Here is a 22,807-nt window from a genome sequence, read left to right as displayed (position 1 = left end):
CCGCCCCGACGGCCGGCCCGACATTGGGCCGGCCGTCGGCGGTTACAACCCTTCGGCGACCGCCGCGGCGATCTTCAGCCAGGCGTCCCTGGTGGCCGAGGAGAGCCCGCCGTACCGGATCGGCTCGCCGCTGTCGATGAGCCGCTCGTACGGGGCCAGCAGCACCGCCCGGGTGCGGGCCGCGAAGTGCTCCTGGATGGCCGGCAGGTCGATCTCCTTGCGGGACGGTGGCATCGACACCACAGTCACGGCCTGACGGACCAGCCGTTGCCGGCCGCTCTGCTCCAGGTGGTCGAGCATCCGGGCGGCGGTCTCGGCGGAGTCGTTACGGGCCGACATGGTGACCACCAACTGGTCGGTGGCATCCATCGACGCCTGCCAGTTCTGCGCTCGGACGTTGTTCCCGGTGTCCACGAAGATCAACTTGTAGAACCGGCTGACCACCTCACGGATCTCGGCGAACGCGGCAGCCGTCAACATCTCGCCACCGGTGGCCGACTCGTCCGAGGCCAGGACGTCGAACATCCCCTCGCCCTGCGAGCGGACGTACTGCGACAGGTCGCCGACCCGCCCGTGCGCGCCCTGGAACTGCCCGAGGTCACGCAACATGTCCCGCACGGTGCGGGAGTGGAAGTCCTGTTGGGCCCGCATCCCGAGGGTGCCCTGGGTTTCGTTGTTGTCCCAGGCCAGCACGTAGCCGCCGCGCTTCTGACCGAACGTCATCGCGAGCAGCAGGATGGCCACCGTCTTGCCGGCGCCGCCCTTCGGGTTGACGACTGTCACCTGCCGCAGACCGCCGAAGTTGCGGCGCACCATCTCGATGTCCCGCTTGAGCTCCTGCTCGTGCCGCCCCGGAGAGAGCCGGAGCAGGCCCATCTTGTTGACCACCGCGCGTACACCCATTGTCGCCACCGGGTCGGCGGGTCGTACCTGGCGGCGTCGGGCGAAGTCCTCGGCGGTCGGTGCGGCTGTGGTGTCCGGTGTCCAACTCGCGTCCGGGTACGCGGTCGCGTCCGGGTACGCGGGGGCCGGCACCCGGGTCACCCCGTCGGCCTCCTGGTACGGCTGCCCGGGCGCGCCGCCGGGCGAGCCCTGCTGCCAGGGCGGTGGATACCAACCCGGCGAGGGCGGGAACGGCCCGGGCGGTGGGGTCCCCGGCCCGGCCTGCCCAGGAGCGTGCTGCGGTGCGGCAAGGCCGTGCGGCGGGTTGCTGAACTGCGTCACGTCGGGCGGCGGCGGAATCTGTGCCGGGCCGGCCTGGCCGGGGATGAGCGGCTGCCCGGGGTGTGCCTGCGCGGGACCGGCGTGCGGAACGATCGGCGGCGGCGGAATCGGAGGCGTCGCGCCGGCCTCGTCGTGGGCGGGCGCGGCCGTTCCGGCCGCGCGTTGCGGCGGGTACGCCCACGGCGACTCGGCTATCGGCCGCGCCGGCCCGTCAGCGGACCCGTCCGCACCGGGTCCACCAGCCTGCGGTGCTGGTCCCGCCTGTGGTGCTGATCCGCCGGCCTGTGGCGCGGACCCGCCGGGCTGTGCTTCCGGACTACCAGGCTGCGGTGCCGGACCGGCCACCGCAGGGCCTGCGGCCGAGGGGTCTGCCGGCGCGGGGCCGGCGGCCGTCGGGCCGTCGGTGGCGTGCGGGCCGTCAGTGGCGTTCGGGCTGGCGGTGGCGTTCGGGCTGGCGGCGGACGCGGTGGGACGGTCGGTGGGTGCCGATGCGGCGGCGCGGGTCGGCTGGTCCAGGGTGAACGGCAGGTTCAGGTCGACGCCGCCCGGGGCGACCGGCGCGGCGGTCGGACCCCGGTCGCCGGGCTGTACCTGCGCCGCTTCGCTGGCCTGGCTGGCCGCGTCGGGCGCAGCACTGCCCGCGTCGCTCGTGGCGGGACGGCCGTCCCTCGGCGCGGAGGTGGTGGTCGGTGTCGCGGCGGAACCCGGGATGCCGGGGACGGCTGGACCGCCGTTGCTCCCCGGGCCGGTCGACGGCGTCGTCGGCTGGGCACCGGTCGCCGGCGGAACGGGCGGCGGTGACGCAGCGGCCGGGGCGGTCGGTGGCGGCCAACTCGGCTGCGCCGGTGCCCAACCCGACCCGGCGCCGGACGGGCCGCTGACCCCCCACCCCCCGGGCGCCGGAACGACACCGGTGAGCGACGGGTAATCCGACGGCGAGGGAGGCGACTGGGCCGCGGCGCCGGGCTGGCCGGGCACCGGCGGTCGCCCGGTCGGCGGCGCGGCCACCGGTGGCGTGACCGGTGGCGTGACCGACGACGGCCCACCCCGCTGCTCGGCGACCGCAGCCCACGGCGGCACCGCGCCCCGGTCACCCGGATCCGGTGGCCAGAGTGGTTCGACGTCCCGCTCCGGCACCGGCTGCTGGCCGGGCACCTGCGCCCGGTCGGCGTTCTCGTCCATTACGGCCCTCCCCAGTCCTCCTGCGAGGATAGGCCCAATCACCCAACAGGGCCGATCGGTGCAGGCAGGTCGGCCGGTCGGTGCGGTCGAGGTCAGTTCGACCAGACCGCCCAGGCGCCCGGCTCGACCCACCAGGAACGCTTACGGGTCAGCTCGCCCTCGACACCATCGTCGAGGTACGGCACCTTGCCCTCCCTGGGCAGCACCGACACCGCCCGCCCACGGGCCCGCCGAACTTCGAGGCGTACCCGCTTGCGTCCCCACGCCGAGCGGACGACCACCGGCACGGCCACCGCGACCTCGACCTGGCCGTCGGCCGGGTCCGGCGCGGTCAGCAGCGTCACGTCGTTGAGCGTCGCGTACCCGCCGGCGTTGCCGACCGCACAGGCCAGCAACGGTTCCGCACCGTCGGTGAGGATGGTGTCGTCGACCTCCACCCGGGCGCGCCAGTGCAGCGGCCGGCCGGCGTCGTCGGCAGCGCCGAGGAGCGCGCCGTCCAGGGTCACCGAGCCGCCGTCGTTGCGCAGCAGGTCCAGTCGCCGCGGTGAGCCGTCCAGCACCGCGGCGGCCACCGCCGCCGGATCACGGGGCAGCCCGAGCTGCGCGGCCAGGTCCCGGTGGGTGCCACCACGGGCCGGGTCGAGCGGGAGTACGGCCACCGGCGGCAGGTCGGGCAGGGTCCGGTTGCCGGGCAGATCCGCCGGGCGCTTGCTCGGCGCCGGGGCGTACCGCTTGACCAGCCGGCGCAGCACGGCGCGCAACTGCCCGTCGCTGGCGGTGGCGATGACCAGCCGGGTCTTGCTGTCCGGGTCCGGCCAGGTGAGGCCGTCCGGGCGGGGCGGGCCGTCGAGCCGGGCCAACACCGCGTCGATCTCGGCGTCGGAGCGGGCGGTGACCGTCTCCACCCGGGCGCCCCGGGCGTTCAGCGCGTCGGCGCATGCCAGCACCGGCACCCGTGGCCGCTCCGTCGCGCACTGCTCGGTGTCGGTGCTGGCCTGGCCGGTGTCGGTCTGGTCGGTGTTCGCTCGGCCGGAGTCGGTCTGGTCACTGTTGGCGTGGCCGGTGTCGGTCTGGCTCGTTGGGGCGGTGTCGGCCCCGGTCGCGCCGCCGCAGCAGGCCCCGCCGCTGCCACAGCCCCCGGGAGCGTCCCGCTCCGAACCGAGGGTGAGCAGCACCACGTCGTACACGGAAGGAGCCTCCTGCCTCTCGACGCGACCCCTGCCGGCCACGCCGTCACTACTTGTTAACCTGACACCCCGGGCTCGCCGAGCGGTCGCCACCTGGCACCCGAGCCTTCTGGAGGCGGAAAAGATGCCAGCGATCGTGCTCATCGGCGCTCAGTGGGGCGACGAGGGCAAGGGCAAGGTTACCGACCTGCTGGGTGAGCGGGTCGACTACGTCGTGCGCTACTCCGGCGGCAACAACGCCGGGCACACGGTGATCACCCCGGACGGCCAGAAGTACGCGCTGCACCTGATGCCGTCCGGCGCGCTCTCGCCGAACGCGATGATCGTCATCGGCAACGGTGTGGTGGTCGACCCGAAGGTGCTGCTCGCCGAGATCGACGGCCTGGCGGAGCGCGGCGTCGACGTGTCCCGGCTGCGGATCTCCGGTGACGCGCACCTGATCATGCCGCACCACCGGGCGCTGGACCGGGTCATCGAGCGCTACCTCGGCTCGTCCCGGATCGGCACCACCGGCCGCGGCATCGGCCCGGCGTACGGCGACAAGGTCGCCCGGATCGGTATCCGCCTCCAGGACCTGCTCGACCCGGGCATCCTGCGCAAGAAGCTGGAACTCGCGCTGCGCGAGAAGAACCAGATCCTGTTCAAGGTCTACAACCGCAAGGCGATCGACCTCGAGGCGACCGTCGAGGAGTACCTGGCGTACGCGGAGCGGCTCAAGCCGTACATCGCGGAGACCCGGGCGATGCTCTGGGACGCCCTGGACCGGGGCGAGACGGTGCTACTGGAAGGCGCCCAGGCCACCATGCTCGACATGGACCACGGCACCTACCCCTTCGTGACCTCGTCCAACCCGACCGCCGGTGGCGCCTGCGTGGGCGCTGGCATCCCGCCGACCGCGATCAACAAGGTCATCGCGGTGAGCAAGGCGTACACCACCCGGGTGGGTGCCGGGCCGTTCCCCACCGAGCTGTTCGACGCCAACGGTGACCACCTGCGCAAGGTCGGCGCGGAGTACGGCACCACCACCGGGCGGGAGCGCCGGTGCGGGTGGTTCGACGCGGTCGTCGCCCGGTACGCCTGCCGCCTCAACGGCGTCACCGACCTGGTCATCACCAAGCTGGACGTGCTCACCGGCCTGCCGAAGGTGCCGATCTGCGTCGGTTACGAGATCAACGGCGTCCGGGTCGACGACATGCCGATGAGCCAGACGGACTTCCACCACGCCAAGCCCGTCTTCGAGGAACTCGACGGCTGGTGGGAGGACATCACCAAGGCCCGCACCATCGACGACCTCCCGGAGAACGCCCGCCGCTACATCGCGAGGGTCGAAGAACTCTGCAACACGAAGGTCAGCGTCGTAGGCGTAGGCCCAGGCCGAGAAGAAAACGTAGTCCTCCACCCCCTCCTCCCCTAACCCCCACCCCCCACCCCCACCCCCACCCCACCCCACCCCCACCCCCACCCCACCTCGGTGCTCGCCTCGGTGATCAAGAAGTTTGCGTCAGATCTGGCCGCGAGGTTGACGTAAAGCTCTTGATCACCGGGGCGGACTGTGGGGTTATCCACAGGGGCTCGAGGGTTGTCCACAGGGGCTTCGTTCGAGGGGGGTGGGTGGGCAGGGTGTGGGTGTGGGTGCACATCAACTTTTACGCCACATCGCGGCCGGGCAGGACGGCATGGTCACCCTGGGCCAGGCATTGCGTGCCGGCCTGACCAGGGACCAGATCCGACAGTTACACCGGTCCGGCAGGTGGCAGCGGCTTCTCCGTGGGTGCTTCGTTCCAGAAGCGGAGTTGAGTGATTCGACGCGTCGGCGGGCGCGAATCCGCGCTGCGGTCGTGAGCCTCGGCCCAGGCGCCTTCGCTGTTCTGGACTCCGCGTTGGAGTTGCACGGCATCGCGGGTCTTCGCCGGACAGCACAGGTCCACGTCTCGGTGCCAGTCGAACGACCCCGACCTCAGCGCTCACTGGTGCCGTGGTTGACGGTGCATCAGGTGACCGTCGGCCCCGGCGACATCGTCCAGGTTGCGGGCATCCCGGCGACCTCTCCGCTTCGCACCGTCTCGGACGTCATCCTTCGGGTTGATCGTTATCCAGCGGTTTCGGTCCTCGACTCAGCTCTGAACCAGGGTCGCATCGATCCGGCACATCTGGCGGCCATTCCGAGCCTGATCCGGGGACGTCGGGGCGCGGTCATGGCACGCGCCTGCCTCGCCGAGGCGGACGGGCGGGCGCAGTCGCCGCTGGAGACGCGTAGCCGGCTGCGGTGCGTGGACGGCCGGGTGCCACCGGACACGCTGCAGTTGGAAGTGCGCGACGATGACGGCTATCTGCTCGGCATTGGCGACCTGGGCTGGCGCGGCCCAAGGCTGATTGCCGAAGCGGACGGCCGAGACGCGCATGGCACCCCGGAGGCCGCCTACGCCGACCGCCGTCGCCAGAACCGCCTGGTCAACGCCGGCTGGACCATCCTCCGATTCACCTGGCAGGACACCCTCCACCCCACCTACATCCCCCAAACAGTCCGCCAAGCGATCGCGGTCGCGGTCGCCCAACGAAGGTGATCAAGAGGTTTCCGTCAAGAACGAGTCCACCGCTGACGCAAACCTCTTGATCACCGAGGCCCTACGGGGGCGGGCGAGGTGGAGGGGGACAGTAGGATCTCGGGCGTGCGGGTTCTTTTGGTGGGTGGTGGCGGGCGGGAGCACGCGCTTGCGCTTGGCCTGGTGGCGGATTCGGGTGTCTCCGCGCTGATCGCGGCGCCGGGTAATCCGGGGATCGCCAGCGTGGCTGAGCTGCGAGCGGTCACTCCGACAGATCCGGCCGCGGTGGCGGCGCTGGCCGTGGAGGTGGGGGCTGACCTGGTGGTGGTCGGGCCCGAGGCCCCACTGGTCGCCGGGGTCGCCGATGCGGTACGCGCCAAGGGCATCGCCGTGTTCGGTCCGTCCGGTGCGGCCGCGCAACTGGAGGGCTCCAAGGCGTTCGCCAAGGACGTGATGACCGCCGCCGGCGTGCCGACCGCTCGGGCGTACGTCTGCACGGACGAGGTGAGCACCGCTCGGGCGCTGGACGAGTTCGGCGCGCCGTACGTGGTGAAGGACGACGGGCTCGCCGCCGGCAAGGGCGTGGTGGTGACCGACGACCGGGCCGCCGCGTTGGCGCACGCGGACGAGTGTGGACGTGTCGTGGTCGAGGAGTTCCTCGACGGCCCGGAGGTCAGCCTCTTCGTGGTCACCGACGGCGAGGCGGCCGTGCCGCTGGTGCCGGCACAGGACTTCAAGCGTCTCGGCGACGGCGACACCGGGCCGAACACCGGTGGCATGGGGGCGTACGCGCCGTTGGCCTGGACCCCGCCCGGCCTGGTTGACGATGTCATGCGCGATGTGGTGCACCCGACGCTCGCGGAGATGCGTCGCCGGGGCACCCCGTTCGCCGGCCTGCTCTACGTCGGTCTCGCGATCACCGCCGCCGGCCCGCGGGTGATCGAGTTCAACGCGCGCTTCGGTGACCCGGAGACCCAGGTGGTGCTCGCGCTGCTGGAGACCCCGCTGGGTGGGCTGCTGCACGCGGCGGCCACCGGTTCGTTGGCCGAGCACCCGCCGCTGCGGTGGCGGGACGGGAGCGCCGTGACAGTGGTGCTCGCCTCGGCGGGTTATCCGGCCGCGCCGCGCACCGGCGATGTGATCACCGGTGCAGACCGTCCGGGCATCATCCACGCGGGCACCGCCCGCCGGGCCAGCGACGGCGCGTTGCTCTCCGCCGGCGGCCGGGTCCTCTGCGGTACGGCCACCGGCGCCGACCTTACCGCCGCGCGGGACGCCGCGTACGCGCTGGTGGACGGGGTGGAGTTGGCCGGCTCGCAGCACCGCACCGACATCGCCGCCGCCGCGATCGAGGATCGGATCACGATTCCCGGCTGAACACCGACGTCGACCCGGCGGCACGCACGAGTCGCCGCGCCTCGCCACCGTCAGCCGTAGTAGCGGCGTAGTTCTCGGGTGAGCACCTTGCCGGTGGCGTTGCGGGGCAGGTACTTCACGAAGATCACGTCCCGGGGGACGCTGAACCGGGCCAGGAAGTGCCGGACGTATTCGCGGACCGCCTCGGGGTCGAGGGTTTCGCCGGGGTGCAGGGCGAGGAACGCGGAGAGGCGCTGGCCGTACTCGGGGTCGGGCACGCCGATCACGGCGGCCTCGCGGACCTGTGGCAGTTGCGCGAGCAGGTCCTCCACCTCGGACGGGAAGACGTTCTCACCGCCAGAGACGATCATGTCGTCGGCTCGGCCGTCGACGAAGAGCAGCCCGTCGGCGTTGAGCCGGCCGAGGTCGCCGGTGTCGAGCAGGCCGTCGTGGGTTTCCCGGTTGGCACCGGAGGTGTAGCCCTCGAAGAGCATCTCGTTGCCGACGAAGATCCGCCCGACCCGTCCGTCCGGTACGGGCTGGCCGTCGTCGTCGAGCAGTTCCAGCCGGGTGCCGTGCGGCGGACGGCCAGCGGTGGTGGGTGCCTGACGCAGGTCCTGCGGGCCGGCGATGGAGGCCCAGGAGACCTCGGTGGACCCGTAGAGGTTGTAGAGGACGTCTCCGTAGACGTCCATGAACTTCGGGGCCAGCCCGCCGGGCAGGGCGGAGCCGCTGACCGCGACGACGGTGAGCTGGGGGCGCGGGTCCGGCGGGGGCACCTCCAGCAGCCGTTGCATCATCACCGGTACGGCGAAGAGCGCGTCGCACCGGTGCGTGCTCAGGGCGGCGAGAGTGGCGGCCGGGTCGAAGCGGCGGTGCAGCACGATGGTGGCCCGTAGTGCCAGGCAGACCTGGAGGGCGGCGAATCCCCAGGTGTGGAAGATCGGGGCGGCGATCATCACGCGATTCCGGGCGTGCAGGGGGATGCGGTCGATGATGGACACCAGTGGGCCGAAGCCGCTGGGCGTCGGCCGGCGAGCGCCCTTGGGCGTACCGGTGGTGCCGGAGGTGAGCACGATGATCCGACCGTCGCGCTCGGGCGGGTGCAGGTCACCCGGTAGTGCCCCGGCCACCAATTCCTCGCGGGCGCGTTCGTCGAGCCGGGGCAGCTCGGCGGGGAGGCCGAGGACCCGCTCGGCGAACTCGTCGTCGTGCACGAGGAGCCGCAGTCGCTGTTCCTCGGCGACGGTGCCCAGTTGGGCGGCGCTGAGCCCGGTGTTGACCAGTACCGCGTCGACGCCGAGCAGGGTGGCGGCGACGATCGTCTCGATCAGCCCGTGGTGGTTGCGGCAGAGCACGCCGATCCGGTCGCCGGCCTGTACGCCGAGCCCGGCCCGCATCGAGCGGGCCATCCGTTCGGCCCGGTCGAGCAGGTCGTGGTAGGTCAGTTCGACGCCGTTCTCGTCGATGACGGCGGGACGGCCCGGGTCCCGGGCGGCTGCTTGGCGTAGCTCGCCGGCCAGGCTCCACCCCCACGTGCGCAACGCGTTGAGCTGCGAGGCGACTCGGACCGGGCTGCCGGGGGTGAGCAGCCCGCGACGGGTCAACGTGGCAACGATGAACGGCAGGTCCATGCCGCAGACCTCCTCGGGGTGGTGCGCGGGCGGGGCGGTGGCCCGCCCGTCCATCAGGGCTTCTTTCCTTGATCATGCACTGGGCGCGGCTGAAGGCCCAGTTGGCGTCGGCGTGGGGTGACAAAGACGGCACAGATCGTGGAATTCGGCCGCCGTCGGCCCGACCCCGCTCAAGGAGGGGCTGGGCCGACGGCGGTCAGCGAATCTGCATCCCGGAGATCGCCCGGGAGATGACCAGTCGTTGGATTTCCGAGGTGCCCTCGAAGATGGTGTAGATCTTGGCGTCCCGGTACCAGCGCTCGACCGGGTGGTCACGCAGGAAGCCGGCTCCGCCGAGCAGTTGCACTGCCTTCTCGGTGACCGACACGGCCACCTCGCCGGCCTTGAGCTTGGACATCGATCCTTCGCCGGCGGTGAATGGACGGTTGTTGCGGCCCATCCACGAGGCTCGCCAGACCAGCAGCCGCGCCGCGTCGATTTCCATCCGCATGTCGGCCAGCGCGAACGCGACCGCCTGGTTCTCGATGATCGGGCGTCCGAACTGGACCCGGTCCTTCGCGTAGTCGAGGGCGTACTCGTAGGCGGCCCGGGCCACGCCGAGCGCCTGGGCGCCGACGGTGGGTCGGGACAGCTCGAAGGTGCGCATCGCGGCCTGTCCGGTGGCCCGCTGACCGGAGCGGGCCCGGTCCAGGCGTGCCAGCAGGGCGTCTCGTCCGCCGAGCAGGCAGCGGCCGGGTACGCGTACCCCGTCGAGGAAGACGTCGGCGGTGTGTGACGCGCGGAGGCCGAGTTTGCGCAGCTTGCGGGTGGCGGCCAGGCCGGGGGTGCCCGGCGGTACGACGAACGCCGCCTGGCCCCGGGAGCCGAGCGCGGGGTCGACGGAGGCGGTGACCACGTGCACTCCGGCGATTCCGCCGTTGGTGGCGTACGCCTTCTGGCCGGTGAGCACCCATTCGTCGGTGGCCTCGTCGTAGACGGCCCGGGTGCGCATCGCGCCGACGTCGGAACCGGCTTCCGGCTCGCTGGTGCAGAAGGCGGCGACGGATGGCGAGTCGACGTCGCCGAAGCACTGCGGCACCCACTCGACCATCTGATCGGGGGTGCCGGCGCCGTAGATGGCGGCGACGGCGAGCGAGGTGCCGAAGATGCTCATGCCGATGCCGGCGTCACCCCAGAAGAGTTCCTCGCTGGCGATCGGCAGGGAGAGCCCGGTGGGGTCGGCCCAGCAGGTGGCGAGGAACTCGAAGCCGTAGAGGCCGACCTTGGCGGCTTCCTGGATCACCGGCCACGGGGTGTCCTCGCGCTCGTCCCACTCGGCTGCGGCTGGGCGCACGACCTCGGCGGCGAAGCCGTGCACCCAGTCGCGTAGATCCCGCTGTTCCTCGTTCAGGTCGAGCGAGAACTCAGCCATGTCAGGCCTTGGGGATGTCGAACAGGTTGGCGATGTTGGCGGCGAGGCCGAGGTCGCCCTTCGCCTTCAACTTGCCGGTCATGAACATCATCACCGGGTTGGCGCCACCGGAGACGATCTTCAGGAACTCGACAGGGCCCATGGTGAGGCTCAGCTTCGGGTCGTGCTGCGGGGTCTCGTTGACGACGCAGGTGCCGTCGGCGATGACCACCTCGTAGGTGTCGCTGCCGCCGTCGGGGCGACCGGTGATGATCCAGTGGATGACCGCGTTGGTGGAACCGGCGCGGTCCGCGCGGAACAGCGACGGCATCCGGCCGAACACCTCGCCCAGGACCTTGTCGCGCAGGTCGCCGGACATCACCTGGGCGATCTTGTCGTCCGGGGTGGACTTGACCAGCTGGGCGAACTCCTTGGGGCCCACGTTGGCGAAGGTGGCCGGGTCGAAGTCAGTCATCAGGTGCGCCTTCCGGAAGATTGGCTACTCGCGCGTAACCCTACGCACGAGTAGGTATGCTCGCAAGGTGTCCAGCGTCCCCGCCTTCAAGCGCCTGCCTCGCGCCGTCCGCGAGCAGCAGATGCTCGACGCGGCCGTCAAGGTCTTCTCTCGACGTGGCTTCCACGCCGCCAGCATGGACGAGATCGCCGAGGACGCCGGCATCTCCAAACCCATGGTGTACGCGTACCTCGGCACCAAGGAGGAACTCTTCGTCGCCTGCCTGCACCGGGAGGGCACCCGGATGATGCAGGCCATCGCCGGGGCGGCGGCTCCCGACCTGCCGGCCGACGAGCGGCTCTGGCGCGGGTTGAGGGCGTTCTTCGGCTTCGTGGGCGCCCACCGGGACGGCTGGGCGGTGCTCTACCGGCAGGCCCGGGGCGAGCAGCCGTTCGCCGGAGAGCTGGCCACCATGCGGGCTCGGCTGGTCGAGGTGGTAGCCGGGATGCTCGACCACGCGTTGCGCGCCGAGGGCCGTGAGATCGCCGCCATCGACCTGGAGGTCGTCGCGTACGCCCTGGTCGGCGCGACCGAGTCGTTGGCCGACTGGCTCGCGGACCACCCGGACGCGGACCCGGAGAAGACTGCCACCCGGATGATGAACGTGGCCTGGTTGGGTGCCGCCCAACTGCTGCACGGCGTCACCTGGCGTCCGCCGGCCGACTGACGGCCCCGGCGGGAAGGGCGTCGGTGTCCGGCTCGCCAGCCCGCGCCGTACGGCGGCGGTTGCGGAGCCAGCGGACCACCTCGACGACCACCGTCACCGTCAGGGCGAGGCCCAGACCGAGCAGGAGGCCACGCAGCGGGTCCTGCTCGAACGCCAACCCGCCGACGTAGCCGACCAGCGCCGAGTAGAGCCCCCACGAGCCGGCGGCCAGCGCGTCGAAGGCCAGGAACCGTCGCCGTGGATAGCGCACGGCACCCATTGTGAGCGTGACAGCGGTTCGGCCGCCCGGAATGTAGCGGGCCACTGTGAGGATCAGACCGCCCCGGGTGGCGATCCCCCGACGGGCCCGGTCGATGGCGGCTCGACGTCGACCGTGGGGCGGCAGCCGGTCGAGCAGCCGGGTGCCGCCACCCCGCCCGATGGCGTACGAGATGTGGTCGCCGACCAGCGCCCCGGCGGCGGCTACCAGGATCACCGCCGGCAGGTACGGCGCTCCGGAGGCCGCGAACACCCCGGCGGTGATCACCGCCGTCTCGCTCGGCACCACCGGGAAGAAGCCGTCGAGCACCGCGATCGCGAAGATCGCCAGGTACACCCAGGGCGAGGACATCGTGTCGTGCAGCAGGTCGAGCAGATCCATGATTTCGATGCTGGTCGGGACGGCGGCTACCGACATCGGCCAGTGGTCAGGTGGACGGCACTACTTAGGTAGCGGCCGGCCCGGACTGTGCCTCGGGGTCATCCCCCACCTCACCCGGGTCCCGGGGCGCGGGGCGGCCCCTTGCGCCCAAAGGGCCCTAGGCTCGCTGCGTGGCCTCCAGCGCCGTCGCCCTCCGGCGGGTCGTCCATCGGTACGCCCCGCCGCTGCTCGCCGTCCTGGTCGCCGCGGCCGTGTGGGCCAGCGCGACCGGTGACATCGGGGTCCGCTCGCCGCTGCCGAGCGCGGTCGTGCTGCTGATCGCACTGGGCTCGGCGTGGGCCGCCGGCACGCTCCGGAGCCGCCGCTGGCCGTTGTTCCTGGCCGCGGCGGTCGGCTGGTTGGTGCTCGCCGCGGCGGCGGCCGGGGTGCTGGCCTCGTACCAGGCGGGTCTGCGGTTGCGCGGTCGCCAACTCGCCGGCTACCTCGCCGGGGCGGCCCTGGTGTTGACCGGCGGGGTGCTGGTCGGGCTGGCGGTCGGCGGCGTACGCCGGATCACCACCGCCAGCACCGGCAACGTGCTGCTGCTCGCCGCCTGCCTGGTGGGGCTTCCGTTGGTCTTCGGCCTCTGGGTGCGGGCCCGTCAGGACACGCTCGCCGCCCTGCGGGACCGGGCCGAGCGGCTGGAACGCGAGCAGGAGGCCCGCGCCGACCGGGTCCGCGCCGAGGAGCGGACCCGGATCGCCCGGGAGATGCACGACGTGGTGGCACACCGGGTCTCGTTGATGGTGGTGCATGCCGGTGCGCTGGAGGTGACCGCCGTGGACCCGGCGACCGTCGAGGCCGCCGTGCTGATCCGGACGACCGGCCGGCAGGCGCTCACCGACCTGCGCGAGGTGCTGGGTGTGCTGCGCCAGGCAGGCCCGACCGTGACGCCGGAGCGGGGGCTCGACACGTTGGACGAGTTGATCGGGGAGTCCCGTGCCGCCGGGCTGCGGGTGTCCCGGCAGGACGAGGGTGTGCCGACGGCACTGCCGGAGACGCTGGGGCGTACCGCGTACCGGGTGGTCCGTGAGGCGCTGACCAACGTGCGCAAGCACGCGGCCGACGCCGAGACGACCGTCTGCCTGCGCTACCTGCCCGACGGGCTGGAGGTGCTGGTCCGCAACGGCCCTTCCGAGGGCGGGTCGGCGCTGCCGGGTGCCGGGCAGGGGCTGCTCGGGTTGCGTGAGCGGGTGGAGCTGCTCGGCGGCCGGCTGGAGGCAGCTCCCGTGGACGGCGGTTTCCTGGTCCGGGCCCTGATCCCGCTGGCGGGTGCGGCGTGATCCGGGTCGTGGTGGTCGACGACGAGCAGCTGGTTCGGGCCGGGCTGCGGCTGATCCTTGAGGCGGCGGAGGACATCACTGTCGTCGGTGAGGCGGCTGACGGCGTCGGCGCGCTGGAGCAGGCCCAGCGGTTACGCCCCGACGTGGTGTTGCTCGACGTGCGGATGCCGGGCGTCGACGGGCTGACCGTGGCGCCCGACGTGGTCGCCGTCGGCCCGAAGGTGATCATGCTGACCACCTTCGACCTCGACGAGTACGTGCACCGGGCGCTGCGGGCCGGCGCTGTCGGCTTCCTGCTCAAGGACACCCCGCCCCGGGAGTTGGCCGCCGCCGTCCGGACGGTGGCCGCCGGTAACGCGATGCTCGCACCGACGGTGACCCGGCGCCTGATCAGCTCGTTCGCCGAGCGTGGCCCGGCCCGCCGGGACGCGGCCCGCGAGCGGCTCGCACCGCTGACCGAACGGGAGTTGGCGATCGTCCGGGAGGTGGCACGCGGGCACGGCAACGCGGAGATCGCCCGGCGGCTGACGATGAGCGAGGCCACCGTCAAGGCGCACGTCAGCCGGGCGCTGGCGAAACTGCACGCGGGCAATCGGGTGCAGCTGGCCATCCTGGTGCACGATGCCGACCTGCTGTGACGCATGTCAGGTCGGTCCGGCCCGATCGGTGGTGGCGGCGGCGCGGCGGCGCGCCCGGTGGCGCAGCCAACGGATGCCCTCGATGCCCAGTGTGACGATCACCGACAGGCCGATCCCGGCGAGGATGCCCTTGACGGGGTGCCGTTCGAAGGCCAGCCCACCGAAGTAGCCGAGCAGCCCGCAGTACAGGGCCCAGGTGACCGTCGCGATCGCGTCGTACAGCAGGAACGACCGGCGAGGATAGCGCACCGCGCCCATGGTGAGGGTGACGGCGGTCCGCCCACCCGGCAGATACCGGGAGGTGGTCAGGATCAGCCCGCCACGCCGGTTCAGTGCGCGCCGGGCCCACTCCGAGCTGGCTCGTCGGCGGCTGCCGTCGGGAAACCCGGCGAAGCGTCTCGCGCCGCCACCGCGCCCGATGGCGTACGAGACGTGGTCGCCGGCGCAGGCGCCCAGCGCGGCGGCGACGATCACCGCCGCCAGCTTGGGATTTCCGCTGGTGGAGAGCACGGCGGCGGTGATGACGGCCGCCTCGCCGGGTACGGCCGGAAAGAACGCGTCGACCGCCGTGAGCCCGAAGATCAGCAGGTACACCCACGGTGAGGTGACCAGCTGCCGGAGCAGGTCGAGCGCGGAGTCCATGCCCCCATGCTCGCCGTGTGCGACCCGCCCGGTGGCCGAAGCTGCCGGATAACCCCCACCTCTCCCCGCGCCGATCTTGCACTTTGTGTCCGGACCAATACCTGCAAAAGCCGCAGAACAACGACCGAAAGTGCAAGATCGGCGGGGTTGGGGCGGGGTTGGGGCGGGGTTGGGGCGGGTTGGGGTGGGGTGGGGTGGGGTGGGTCAGGCTGTGTGGGCCAGGGTTGGTGGGGCTAGCAGTGGACCTTGTGGGGTCTTGTTGTCGGCGGTGGGGCCGTGTGAGGTGAGCACCACAGGGGTGTCCAGCTCCGCGCTCACCGCTGCCGGCCAGTCCTGCGGCGCTTCGTCGTACAGCGGGCGGGAGCGCAGCAGGCGGGCGGTGAGCGCGGCCTGCCGGTCGAGGTCACCGGGCGGGCCCGGGGTGAGCCGGTCGGTGGTGTCGTAGCGGCGGCAGATCCGCAGGTCGGGGCCGGCCAGGTCGAGGTGGGTCAGGGCCAGGCCGTCGACGCCGCCGGCTGCGGCGAGGGCGTACCGGTGGGCGACCGCGTCGAAGTGGCCGAACCGGAACCGGCCCTGCCACGGGTTGGTGGCGTTGTGCGCGTCGGCGAACGGCAGGCTCCGGTCCTCGGTCACCAGCGGGCCGTGCCCGTGCCGGGTGGTGACCACGCGGAGCACCCCGATCCGGGTCACGTCGCCGGGCCGGCCCGCCTCGGCGAGCAGGCCGTCGACGTTGGCGAACGTCGTGGTGCTCCAGGTGGTGTACGGGTGGAAGCCGTGCCACTCGTCGAGCAGCACCCCCTGCGCGCCCTCGAAGACGCAGGTCCCGGAGCGGAGCGCCCCGGCGAGCCAACCGCCGTCGACGATGGCGACCCGCCCGGCGAACCCGGTGAACGCGGGCAGGCAGTCCTCGATCGGTGGCGCGTCCAGGGGGCCCAGTTCGGCCGTCAGCCGATCCCGCAGTGTGGTCAGCCGGCGGCGCAGCAGCGCTGGGTGGTGGCAGTCGGCGACCCGCGGCGCGTCGTCGGGGTGGGCGAGACCGTACGCGACGGCCTCGCCCACTCCCAGCCCGCAGGAGCCGTGCCGGTCGGCTCCCCGGGCGATCTCGCGGGCCCGGTTGGCGGCCCGGTGGTACGGGGTGGCGAGCAGCGCGTCCCCGTCGACGGTCAGCCGGTCGAGTGCGTCGGGCACCCCCACCGTCCCGAGGTGGTCGGCCTCGGCGGCCAACGCCAGCGGGTCCACCACCACGTGCCGGGACAGGTGCGTACGCACACCGGGATGGAACGTGCCGGCGCCGAACTGTGCGAACGTGTGGTGCCGCCCGTCGGGCAGCACGACGTTGTGTGCCGCCTGCGCGCCCCCGTTGAAGCGGACCACGGTGTGCACGGGACGGGTGGCGCAGAGCCAGTCCACCACGGTGCCCTTGCCGGCGTCGCCGTAGCCGAGGTCGACCACCGCCACGTGGTTCACAGCCGGGTCACCCCGCTGGCCGTGTCGGTGAATGTCGGCAGCGTCGACACCTGGGCGCGCCGTTCCCGGCCGAGGCGGGCCAGCGCCTTCGACACGGTCCCGGTGGCGCCGGAGCCGGCGCGGTCCAGGTCGCGCAGGCCCTCGTCCAGGTCGATGGCCTGTTCGCCGAGGCCGATGGTCAGTGCGATGGTCTCGCAGACCGCGTCGAGGTCGTCGAGCACTACGGTGTTCTGCCCGAGCAGGTCTCGCCAGAAGTCGAGCACCTTGGCGTTGCCGGCGTAGTGGCTGCCGGCGGGGAGCAGGTAGTAGGTATCCCAGCGGCGGGTCACCTCGTCGACCACCTGCCGCAGCGGCACGTCCTCGGAGAGGCCGTCCCCGATCAGGCCGGCCACCTCCCGGGCCTTCACCCGCTGGTACGCCAGTTCGTCGCCGATGATGAACAGGTAGCCGCGCCGGCCGCGCTTCTCCCAGTTGTCGGTGACTGTGTGCCGGGCCATGAAGTACATGGCCAGCTCGTACGACTCGCTCATCTGTCCGCCGCCACCGCCCTCCAGCACGATCCGGCCGAGGTCGTCGTCCATCCGGTTGTCCGACTCGAACTGGCCCACCTGCAACGGCACCCGGTCGCAGGTGGCGTCGCCGATGGCGCCGAACATGATCTGCGGGTCGCTGGCGTAGCCCTGCCGTTGCAGCAGCCCGAGCAGTTGCGGCAGCTTGGTCTGCAGGACCCGCGGCACCGTGCGCATCGAGCCGGTCACGTCGAAGAGCACCGCGACGGGCGTCGACCGGGGGTGCTCGTCGGAGTCGCGGCTCTCGCGGGTCGCGTCCCTGGGGTCGAGCGCGGGGTGCACGGTGCGCGCCCCGCTGTCGCTGTAGGAGAAGGCGCTCTTGCCGGTGGACCGGCGGTAGCGGTCGGCGGCGTCGTACACGTCGGTGGACCAGATTCCACTGCCCATGACAGCTCCTTAGGGGGTGAGGGTGAAGGGTCGGAAGGCGCGTGGCCCGTAGAGCCGGTCCAGCACCTGGTCGAGTTCGCGCAGGAGGCGCCAGGCGTCGTCGGGCCGGGCGTGCAGGGACCGTTGCCGGCAGCCCTGCGCGAAGGTGTGCAGCTCGCGGGGCGCGCGCGGCCCCATCAGCCAGCTCATGCAGTGGCTGGCCATCGCGATGTCGGTGCCCGGCCCGCACCGCTGTTTCTTGAGGACTTCCTCCGGGTCCCAGCCGTGGCCGGGCACGACCGCCGGGATCGTGCTCCCGACGGCCGCGGAGAAGCACCAGTCGATCAGCACCACGCCGTGGGCGTCCGGCTCGATCAGCACGTGTCGGGGCAGGACCGCGCCGTGCACGACGCCCGCCCGGTGGGCCAGGCCGAGCACCACCAGCAGCCGCCGCCACATCCAGGCCACGTCCCGGGCGTCCAGCCCGTCGGGGTACGCGCGCCGCACCTCCTCGAGGTCGTGCAGGCCGGGTGCGGTGGCGAGGACGTTGATCCGCCGTTCCGCTCCGGTGGTGGCGTCGCGGTGCCGGAACTCGTCGACCAGCCGGGGCACGTACGGCAGGTAGCGGGGGTCGCCGCGCTCGGCGATGGTGCGCAGGGCGTGCGCCTCGCGGGCCATCAGGTCGTTGTCGGTGGGCCGTCGGGGGAGCTTCAGCAGCCTGTCGTCGCCGACGTCGTAGAGGTCGGCCAGGTCACCCGAGTGGGCCGGCGCGCCGAGCCGGTAGTCGCCGAGGACTGTGGTCTGCCGGGCCTGCCACCGGGTGGTGACGTGGATGAACGCGTCGATGGCTTCGGCGCGTACCGCCGGGTCGGTCGGCAGGCGGTCGGGGTGCAGGGCCGCGACCAGCTCGCGGTAGCGGTGAGCCGGCTGGTCGGCGCCGAAGAGGTCCGCGTCGGTGCGGGCGGCCGCGACCAGGCGGATCGCCTCCGTGGCCCTCACCGCACCGTCTCCTCGCGGGCGGGGCGCAGCAGCGCCGGGTGCAGCAGGCGGGCGTCGCCGGCCCGGTAGAGCCGGGCGCGCGGGCCGCCTCGGGCGCCACCGCGCTCGGTGCTGGCGCCGGTGCTCTCCACGAAGCCCGGCACGGAGAGGACCTTGCGGTGGAAGTTGCCGGCGTGCAGAGGGTGCCCCCAGACGGTCTCGTAGACGGCCCGCAGGTCGCTGATCGTGAACTCGGCGGCGAGGAAGCGGGTGGCGAGCGGGGTGTACTCCAGCTTGGAGCGGGCCCGTTCCAACGCGTCGTCGATGATCCGGCCGTGGTCGAAGGCGAGCTGTCGGCTGGTCAACGCGGTCACCGGCAGCCAGATCGCGTCGTCGGCGTCGCTGCCGGCGGCCGGGTCCGGCAGGTCGGGGGCGAACGCGAGGTGGGCGATCGAGACGACCCGCATCCGCGGGTCACGGTCGGGGGCGCCATAGCTGCCCAACTGCTCCAGGTGTACGCGGCGCAGCGCCTCGCCGCCGAGCCCGGTCTCCTCGGCCAGCTCCCGTCCGGCGCCAGCGGTCAGGTCCTCGTCGGGGCGGACGAAGCCCCCGGGCAGCGCCCAGTGCCCGGCGAAGGGCGCCTCGCCGCGCCGGATCAGCAGCAGGTGCAGTGCGCTGTCGCGGATGGTCAGCGCCACCACGTCGACGGTCACGGCGACCGACGGGTAGGCCCGGGGGTCGTACGCGGCAAGGAACTCCTGCTCGTTCATCACGTCTCTCTCACTCTGAGAACATCTCGCTGTGAGAACAACTTAGCGTAGAAGTGCGCGCCTGCCAAGGGCCGAGTCAGCGCACGAAGCAGCGCGGTGCGCTCAGTGCACGAAGCAGTCAGGTGCGCTCAGCGCACGAGACCGGTCAGGTGCGGTCGGCCACGGGAGTCGTGCAGGGCGAACCCGCCGTCCGGCAGGAGCGCGAAGTTCACAGTGCTCGGCAGCGGCACGGGCAGCTTGAAGGCGACCTCGACTGCGTACGCGTCCGGCAGTCGGGCCTCCAACGCGGCCAGGCAGCGCGCCTTGCTCCACATGCCGTGCGCGATCGGCCGGCGGAAGCCGAGCAGTCGCGCCCCCAGTCGGGAGGTGTGGATCGGGTTGTGGTCACCGGAGACCCGCGCGTACTCCGTACCGATGCGCGGCTCCACCCTCCAACGGGCGGTGGCCGTCGGCGCCTCGGGACGTTCGCCGGGCTCGCGTCCGCCCGGCTTGCGCTCCCGACCGAGGTACGTCGAGACGCCGCGCCACACCTCAGCCCCGTCGACCGAGCCGACAAGCACGACGTCCACCTGCCGCCCCCGGTCGTGGGGGCGCAGGTTCTCCGCGTACGTGGTGAAGTCGAGGGTCTCGTCGGCGGTGATCGGGCGGTGCGTGGTGATCCGGTTGCCGACGTGCACCAGCCCGATCAGCGGGAGGGGGAAAGTCGGCGCGGTCATCAGGCGCAGGGCCAGCGGAAAGCCCATGACGTGCGGGAACGTCGCGGGCAGCCGATCGGTGAGCCGGAACCCGCAGACCCGGTCGTAGTCGGCCAGTTGCGCCCGGTCGACGCTCACCCCGCCCACCGTCAACTCGACCGCCGGCAGGTCGGGCCCGCGCCGCCCACCGCCGAGGCCCGGCAACGCGCCGAGCAACGCCCGTCGGTGCAGCGCCCCGACCGCCGGCATCCGAGACAGCTCGACAGGGGTGCGGCTGCCCGACTCCGGCCGCGTGTCCATCACGCCCCCAGCAGGCTCTGGCCGCAGACCCGGACCACGTTTCCGCTGACCGCGCCGCTGGCCGGCCAGGCCAGCCAGCCGATCGTCTCGGCGACGTCCACCGGCAGCCCGCCCTGGGCCAGGCTGTTCATTCGCCGGCCCGCCTCGCGGACCACCAGCGGGATACGCGCGGTCAGTCGGGTCTCGATGAAGCCGGGAGCCACCGCGTTGACGCTGATCCCGCGCTCCCGCAGGGTCGGCGCGAGTGAGTCGACCAGCCCGATCACGCCGGCCTTGCTGGTGGCGTAGTTGGTCTGCCCCCGGTTGCCGGCGATCCCGGCGATCGAGGAGACCGAGATGATCCGTCCGCCGGCCGGGATCAGCTCCCGCTCCAGCAGTACGTCGTTGATCCGCTCCTGGCTGGAGAGGTTGACGTCGATCACCTGGTCCCACCGGTCGGCGTCCATCCGGCCGAGCGTCTTGTCCCGGGTGATGCCGGCGTTGTGCACCACCACGTCGACCCGGCCGTGCCGGCTGGCCAGGTGCTCCGCGAGTCGGGTCGGAGCGTCCGGCGCGGTCAGGTCGAGTTGGACGGCGGTGCCGCCGATGTCGTTCGCCACCGCGGCGAGTGCGTCGCCGGCGGCCGGGATGTCCAGGGCCACCACCTTCGCGCCGTCGCGGGCGAGCACCTTCGCCAGCGCCGCACCGATGCCCCGCGCGGCACCGGTGACCAGCACGACCTGCCCGTCCAGCGGGCGGTCCCAGTCGGCCGGGATGCTCGCCGCGCCGCCGCTGACCCGAATGACCTGCCCCGACACGTACGCGGACCGGCCGGACAGCAGGAACCGGAGTGTCGATTCGAGGCCGATGCTGGGATCGCCCTGGGCGCGGGCCACCTGGACGAGTTGCGCGGTGATGCCCCGGCCGAACTCCTTGCCGATGCTGCGGACGAGTCCTTCGAGGGCGCGTTGGGCGGTCGCCTCGCGGGTCGTCGCGCACTCCTGCGGCGGGGTGCCCAGCACGATTACCCGGCCGCCGGGCAGCACGGCCCGGGCCTGCGGGTGGAAGAAGTCATAGAGCTGGCGCAGGTCGGTCGAGTCGGTGATCCCGGTGGCGTCGAACAGCAGTGCCCCGTACCGCCGCGGGGTGGCGGCGGCCGGATCGGCCGGATCGGCCAGCTCGACCCCTGCGGCGGTCAGTCGCATGGTCACCGGAGCCGCGTACCGGCCGCCGGTGGCCGCCCCGAGCAGGGCCGGGCCGGGCAGCAGTGGGTCGCCGGGGTGGTGCCGGCGCAGTCGGGGCGGGTCGGGCAGCCCGAGGCGCTTGACCAGCGCGCGGCCGGCGGCCGATTGGACGAAGCTCGCGTACCTGTCGGTCATGGGCGTAGCCTACTGGCCAGTAGGGTTCGAGCAACATATGTCGAGGAGGCGGATCGTGCAGAGCATCCGGCGGGTCGCGGTCATCGGGGGCAACCGCATCCCCTTCGCCCGTTCCAACGCCCGCTACGCGGACGCGTCGAACGCGGACCTGCTCGGCGCGGCGCTCGACGGCCTGATCGCCCGCTACGGGCTGGCCGGGCAGCGCATCGGCGAGGTGGTCACCGGGGCGGTGCTCAAGCACTCCCGCGACTTCAACCTCACCCGCGAGGTGGTCCTCGGTTCCCGGCTCGACCCACACACCCCGGCGTACGACATCCAGCAGGCCTGCGGCACCGGCCTGGAGGCAACCATCCTGGTCGCCAACAAGATCGCCCTCGGTCAGCTCGACGTGGGCATCGCCGGCGGTGTCGACACCACCTCCGACGCCCCGCTCGCCGTCAACGAGGAGATGCGCCGCACGCTGCTCAAGCTCAACTCGGCCCGCACGCTGGGCGAACGGCTCAAGATCGCGGCGAAGCTGCGCCCTCTCCAGCCGTTCAAGCCAGAGATCCCGCGCAACGCAGAGCCGCGTACCGGCCTGTCCATGGGCGACCACGCCGCCCGCACGGCCCTGCGCTGGCAGATCGACAGGCGCTCCCAGGACGAGCTGGCGCTGCGCTCACACCAGCGCCTCGCGGCCGCGTACGACAGGGGTTTCTTCGACGACCTGATGACGCCGTACCTGGGGCTCACCCGCGACCAGAATCTGCGCCCGGACAGCAGCCTGGAGAAGCTCGCCTTGCTGAAGCCGGTCTTCGGCACCCGCGGCCCGGACGCCGAGCAGGCCACCATGACGGCCGGCAACTCGTCACCCCTCACCGACGGCGCGTCCACGGTGCTGCTGGCCAGCGAGGAGTGGGCGGCGGCGCACCACCTGCCCGTGCTGGCCTGGTTCAGCTGGTCGGAGACGGCGGCGGTGGACTTCGTGCACGGCGACGAGGGACTGCTGATGGCACCCGCGTACGCGGTGCCCCGGATGCTGGCCCGTGCCGGGCTGACGTTGCAGGACTTCGACTACTACGAGATCCACGAGGCGTTCGCGTCGCAGGTGCTGGCCACCCTCGCCGCCTGGGAGTCGCCGGAGTTCGCCAAGGACCGGCTCGGGCTGGACGCACCGCTGGGCGCGATCGACACCGACCGGCTCAACGTCAACGGCTCGTCGCTGGCGGCCGGGCATCCATTCGCCGCCACCGGCGGACGAATCGTGGCGACCCTGGCCAAGCTGCTGGCCGAGCGGGGCAGCGGGCGCGGGCTGATCTCCATCTGCGCCGCCGGTGGTCAGGGTGTGACCGCCATCCTGGAGCGCTGAGCGGAGTGTGCAGGGCG

The 22,807-nt window shown here is 72.4% G+C and carries 20 protein-coding genes and 1 pseudogene; 8 read left to right on the top strand and 13 right to left on the bottom strand.

The window, feature by feature from the left end:
- Positions 1-42 precede the first annotated feature (42 nt).
- Together OG992_RS20250 and OG992_RS20245 are read right to left on the bottom strand one after the other, a co-directional pair.
- On the bottom strand, positions 43-1,740 hold the full coding sequence (locus OG992_RS20250) for a chromosome partitioning protein (RefSeq protein ID WP_323181955.1): 1,698 nt from the start codon (positions 1,738-1,740) through the stop codon (positions 43-45).
- Between the two features lie 758 nt (positions 1,741-2,498).
- Complete coding sequence (locus OG992_RS20245; protein WP_238685278.1) at positions 2,499-3,593, bottom strand: acylglycerol kinase family protein; 1,095 nt, start codon at positions 3,591-3,593, stop codon at positions 2,499-2,501.
- Between the two features lie 124 nt (positions 3,594-3,717).
- Here OG992_RS20245 and OG992_RS20240 point away from each other — a divergent pair, with 124 nt between their 5' ends.
- The 4 genes and pseudogenes from OG992_RS20240 to purD all read left to right on the top strand — a co-directional run bounded on the left by OG992_RS20240 (position 3,718) and on the right by purD (position 7,513).
- Positions 3,718-5,007 (top strand): adenylosuccinate synthase, encoded by a 1,290-nt coding sequence (locus OG992_RS20240; protein WP_238685279.1) that lies wholly within the window; start codon positions 3,718-3,720, stop codon positions 5,005-5,007.
- Positions 5,008-5,200: 193 nt separating this feature from the next.
- Positions 5,201-5,359: pseudogene (locus tag OG992_RS33815) on the top strand (type IV toxin-antitoxin system AbiEi family antitoxin domain-containing protein); the annotation flags it as partial.
- A gap of 228 nt (positions 5,360-5,587) precedes the next feature.
- On the top strand, positions 5,588-6,157 hold the full coding sequence (locus tag OG992_RS20235) for an endonuclease domain-containing protein (RefSeq protein WP_238689268.1): 570 nt from the start codon (positions 5,588-5,590) through the stop codon (positions 6,155-6,157).
- Between the two features lie 105 nt (positions 6,158-6,262).
- Positions 6,263-7,513, top strand: coding sequence for a phosphoribosylamine--glycine ligase (purD, locus tag OG992_RS20230; RefSeq protein ID WP_266304040.1), 1,251 nt, complete (start codon positions 6,263-6,265; stop codon positions 7,511-7,513).
- 50 nt (positions 7,514-7,563) lie between these two features.
- Here purD and OG992_RS20225 read toward each other — a convergent pair whose 3' ends face one another.
- From OG992_RS20225 to OG992_RS20215, 3 genes are all read right to left on the bottom strand, one after another.
- Positions 7,564-9,126 carry an AMP-binding protein gene (locus OG992_RS20225; RefSeq protein ID WP_266305239.1) on the bottom strand — a complete coding sequence of 521 codons (1,563 nt, stop codon included), beginning with the start codon at positions 9,124-9,126 and terminating at the stop codon, positions 7,564-7,566.
- Between the two features lie 196 nt (positions 9,127-9,322).
- Complete coding sequence (locus OG992_RS20220) at positions 9,323-10,537, bottom strand: acyl-CoA dehydrogenase family protein (RefSeq protein ID WP_238685281.1); 1,215 nt, start codon at positions 10,535-10,537, stop codon at positions 9,323-9,325.
- 1 nt (position 10,538) lies between these two features.
- A complete protein-coding gene (locus OG992_RS20215) occupies positions 10,539-10,991 on the bottom strand; it encodes an SCP2 sterol-binding domain-containing protein (protein ID WP_196920508.1) in 453 nt (150 codons plus the stop codon).
- Positions 10,992-11,058: 67 nt separating this feature from the next.
- On the opposite strand from OG992_RS20215, the gene OG992_RS20210 reads away from it, so the two are divergent.
- Positions 11,059-11,697 carry a TetR/AcrR family transcriptional regulator gene (locus OG992_RS20210; protein ID WP_112586169.1) on the top strand — a complete coding sequence of 213 codons (639 nt, stop codon included), beginning with the start codon at positions 11,059-11,061 and terminating at the stop codon, positions 11,695-11,697.
- Here OG992_RS20210 and OG992_RS20205 read toward each other — a convergent pair.
- Positions 11,672-12,340: a DedA family protein gene (locus tag OG992_RS20205; RefSeq protein ID WP_266305238.1), complete on the bottom strand. Its 669-nt coding sequence runs from the start codon at positions 12,338-12,340 to the stop codon at positions 11,672-11,674. The genes OG992_RS20210 and OG992_RS20205 overlap by 26 nt on opposite strands.
- Before the next feature lie 167 nt (positions 12,341-12,507).
- Between OG992_RS20205 and OG992_RS20200 the strand changes: the two genes are divergently transcribed.
- Complete coding sequence (locus tag OG992_RS20200; protein ID WP_266304039.1) at positions 12,508-13,659, top strand: sensor histidine kinase; 1,152 nt, start codon at positions 12,508-12,510, stop codon at positions 13,657-13,659.
- Positions 13,656-14,297 carry a response regulator transcription factor gene (locus OG992_RS20195; RefSeq protein ID WP_238685283.1) on the top strand — a complete coding sequence of 214 codons (642 nt, stop codon included), beginning with the start codon at positions 13,656-13,658 and terminating at the stop codon, positions 14,295-14,297. Before OG992_RS20200 ends, OG992_RS20195 begins: the two co-directional genes overlap by 4 nt.
- A gap of 6 nt (positions 14,298-14,303) precedes the next feature.
- Here OG992_RS20195 and OG992_RS20190 read toward each other — a convergent pair whose 3' ends face one another.
- From OG992_RS20190 to OG992_RS20160, 7 genes are all read right to left on the bottom strand, one after another.
- On the bottom strand, positions 14,304-14,939 hold the full coding sequence (locus OG992_RS20190) for a DedA family protein (RefSeq protein ID WP_238685284.1): 636 nt from the start codon (positions 14,937-14,939) through the stop codon (positions 14,304-14,306).
- Between the two features lie 204 nt (positions 14,940-15,143).
- Positions 15,144-16,406, bottom strand: coding sequence for an adenylosuccinate synthetase (locus OG992_RS20185; RefSeq protein ID WP_266304038.1), 1,263 nt, complete (start codon positions 16,404-16,406; stop codon positions 15,144-15,146).
- Entirely contained in the window at positions 16,403-17,362 is a 960-nt protein-coding gene (locus OG992_RS20180; protein ID WP_238685286.1) for a hypothetical protein, read from the bottom strand. The genes OG992_RS20185 and OG992_RS20180 overlap by 4 nt, the downstream gene beginning before the upstream one ends.
- A gap of 9 nt (positions 17,363-17,371) precedes the next feature.
- Complete coding sequence (locus tag OG992_RS20175; protein ID WP_266304037.1) at positions 17,372-18,340, bottom strand: serine/threonine protein kinase; 969 nt, start codon at positions 18,338-18,340, stop codon at positions 17,372-17,374.
- Entirely contained in the window at positions 18,337-19,089 is a 753-nt protein-coding gene (locus tag OG992_RS20170) for an NUDIX domain-containing protein (RefSeq protein ID WP_266304036.1), read from the bottom strand. Before OG992_RS20170 ends, OG992_RS20175 begins: the two co-directional genes overlap by 4 nt.
- A gap of 128 nt (positions 19,090-19,217) precedes the next feature.
- Entirely contained in the window at positions 19,218-20,084 is an 867-nt protein-coding gene (locus OG992_RS20165) for a MaoC/PaaZ C-terminal domain-containing protein (RefSeq protein WP_266304035.1), read from the bottom strand.
- Entirely contained in the window at positions 20,084-21,442 is a 1,359-nt protein-coding gene (locus OG992_RS20160; RefSeq protein ID WP_266304034.1) for a 3-oxoacyl-ACP reductase, read from the bottom strand. Before OG992_RS20160 ends, OG992_RS20165 begins: the two co-directional genes overlap by 1 nt.
- Before the next feature lie 55 nt (positions 21,443-21,497).
- Here OG992_RS20160 and OG992_RS20155 point away from each other — a divergent pair, with 55 nt between their 5' ends.
- A complete protein-coding gene (locus OG992_RS20155; protein WP_266304033.1) occupies positions 21,498-22,790 on the top strand; it encodes an acetyl-CoA C-acetyltransferase in 1,293 nt (430 codons plus the stop codon).
- Positions 22,791-22,807 lie beyond the last annotated feature (17 nt).

This window comes from Micromonospora sp. NBC_00362 (genome assembly GCF_026342155.1).
Classification (GTDB): Bacteria; Actinomycetota; Actinomycetes; order Mycobacteriales; family Micromonosporaceae; genus Micromonospora; species Micromonospora hortensis.
The sequence above is the reverse complement of the archived record's forward strand: the minus strand, read 5'-3'. Positions and strand labels throughout refer to the sequence as shown.

Excerpts from the sequence above, each read along its gene's own strand:
- OG992_RS20190 (WP_238685284.1), bottom strand. The coding sequence starts at position 14,939 with ATGGACTCCGCGCTCGACCTGCTCCGGCAGCTGGTCACCTCACCGTGG.
- OG992_RS20170 (WP_266304036.1), bottom strand. The coding sequence starts at position 19,089 with ATGAACGAGCAGGAGTTCCTTGCCGCGTACGACCCCCGGGCCTACCCG.
- OG992_RS20215 (WP_196920508.1), bottom strand. The coding sequence starts at position 10,991 with ATGACTGACTTCGACCCGGCCACCTTCGCCAACGTGGGCCCCAAGGAG.
- OG992_RS20165 (WP_266304035.1), bottom strand. The coding sequence starts at position 20,084 with ATGGACACGCGGCCGGAGTCGGGCAGCCGCACCCCTGTCGAGCTGTCT.
- OG992_RS20225 (WP_266305239.1), bottom strand. The coding sequence starts at position 9,126 with ATGGACCTGCCGTTCATCGTTGCCACGTTGACCCGTCGCGGGCTGCTC.
- OG992_RS20240 (WP_238685279.1), top strand. The coding sequence starts at position 3,718 with ATGCCAGCGATCGTGCTCATCGGCGCTCAGTGGGGCGACGAGGGCAAG.
- OG992_RS20160 (WP_266304034.1), bottom strand. The coding sequence starts at position 21,442 with ATGACCGACAGGTACGCGAGCTTCGTCCAATCGGCCGCCGGCCGCGCG.
- OG992_RS20180 (WP_238685286.1), bottom strand. The coding sequence starts at position 17,362 with ATGGGCAGTGGAATCTGGTCCACCGACGTGTACGACGCCGCCGACCGC.
- OG992_RS20220 (WP_238685281.1), bottom strand. The coding sequence starts at position 10,537 with ATGGCTGAGTTCTCGCTCGACCTGAACGAGGAACAGCGGGATCTACGC.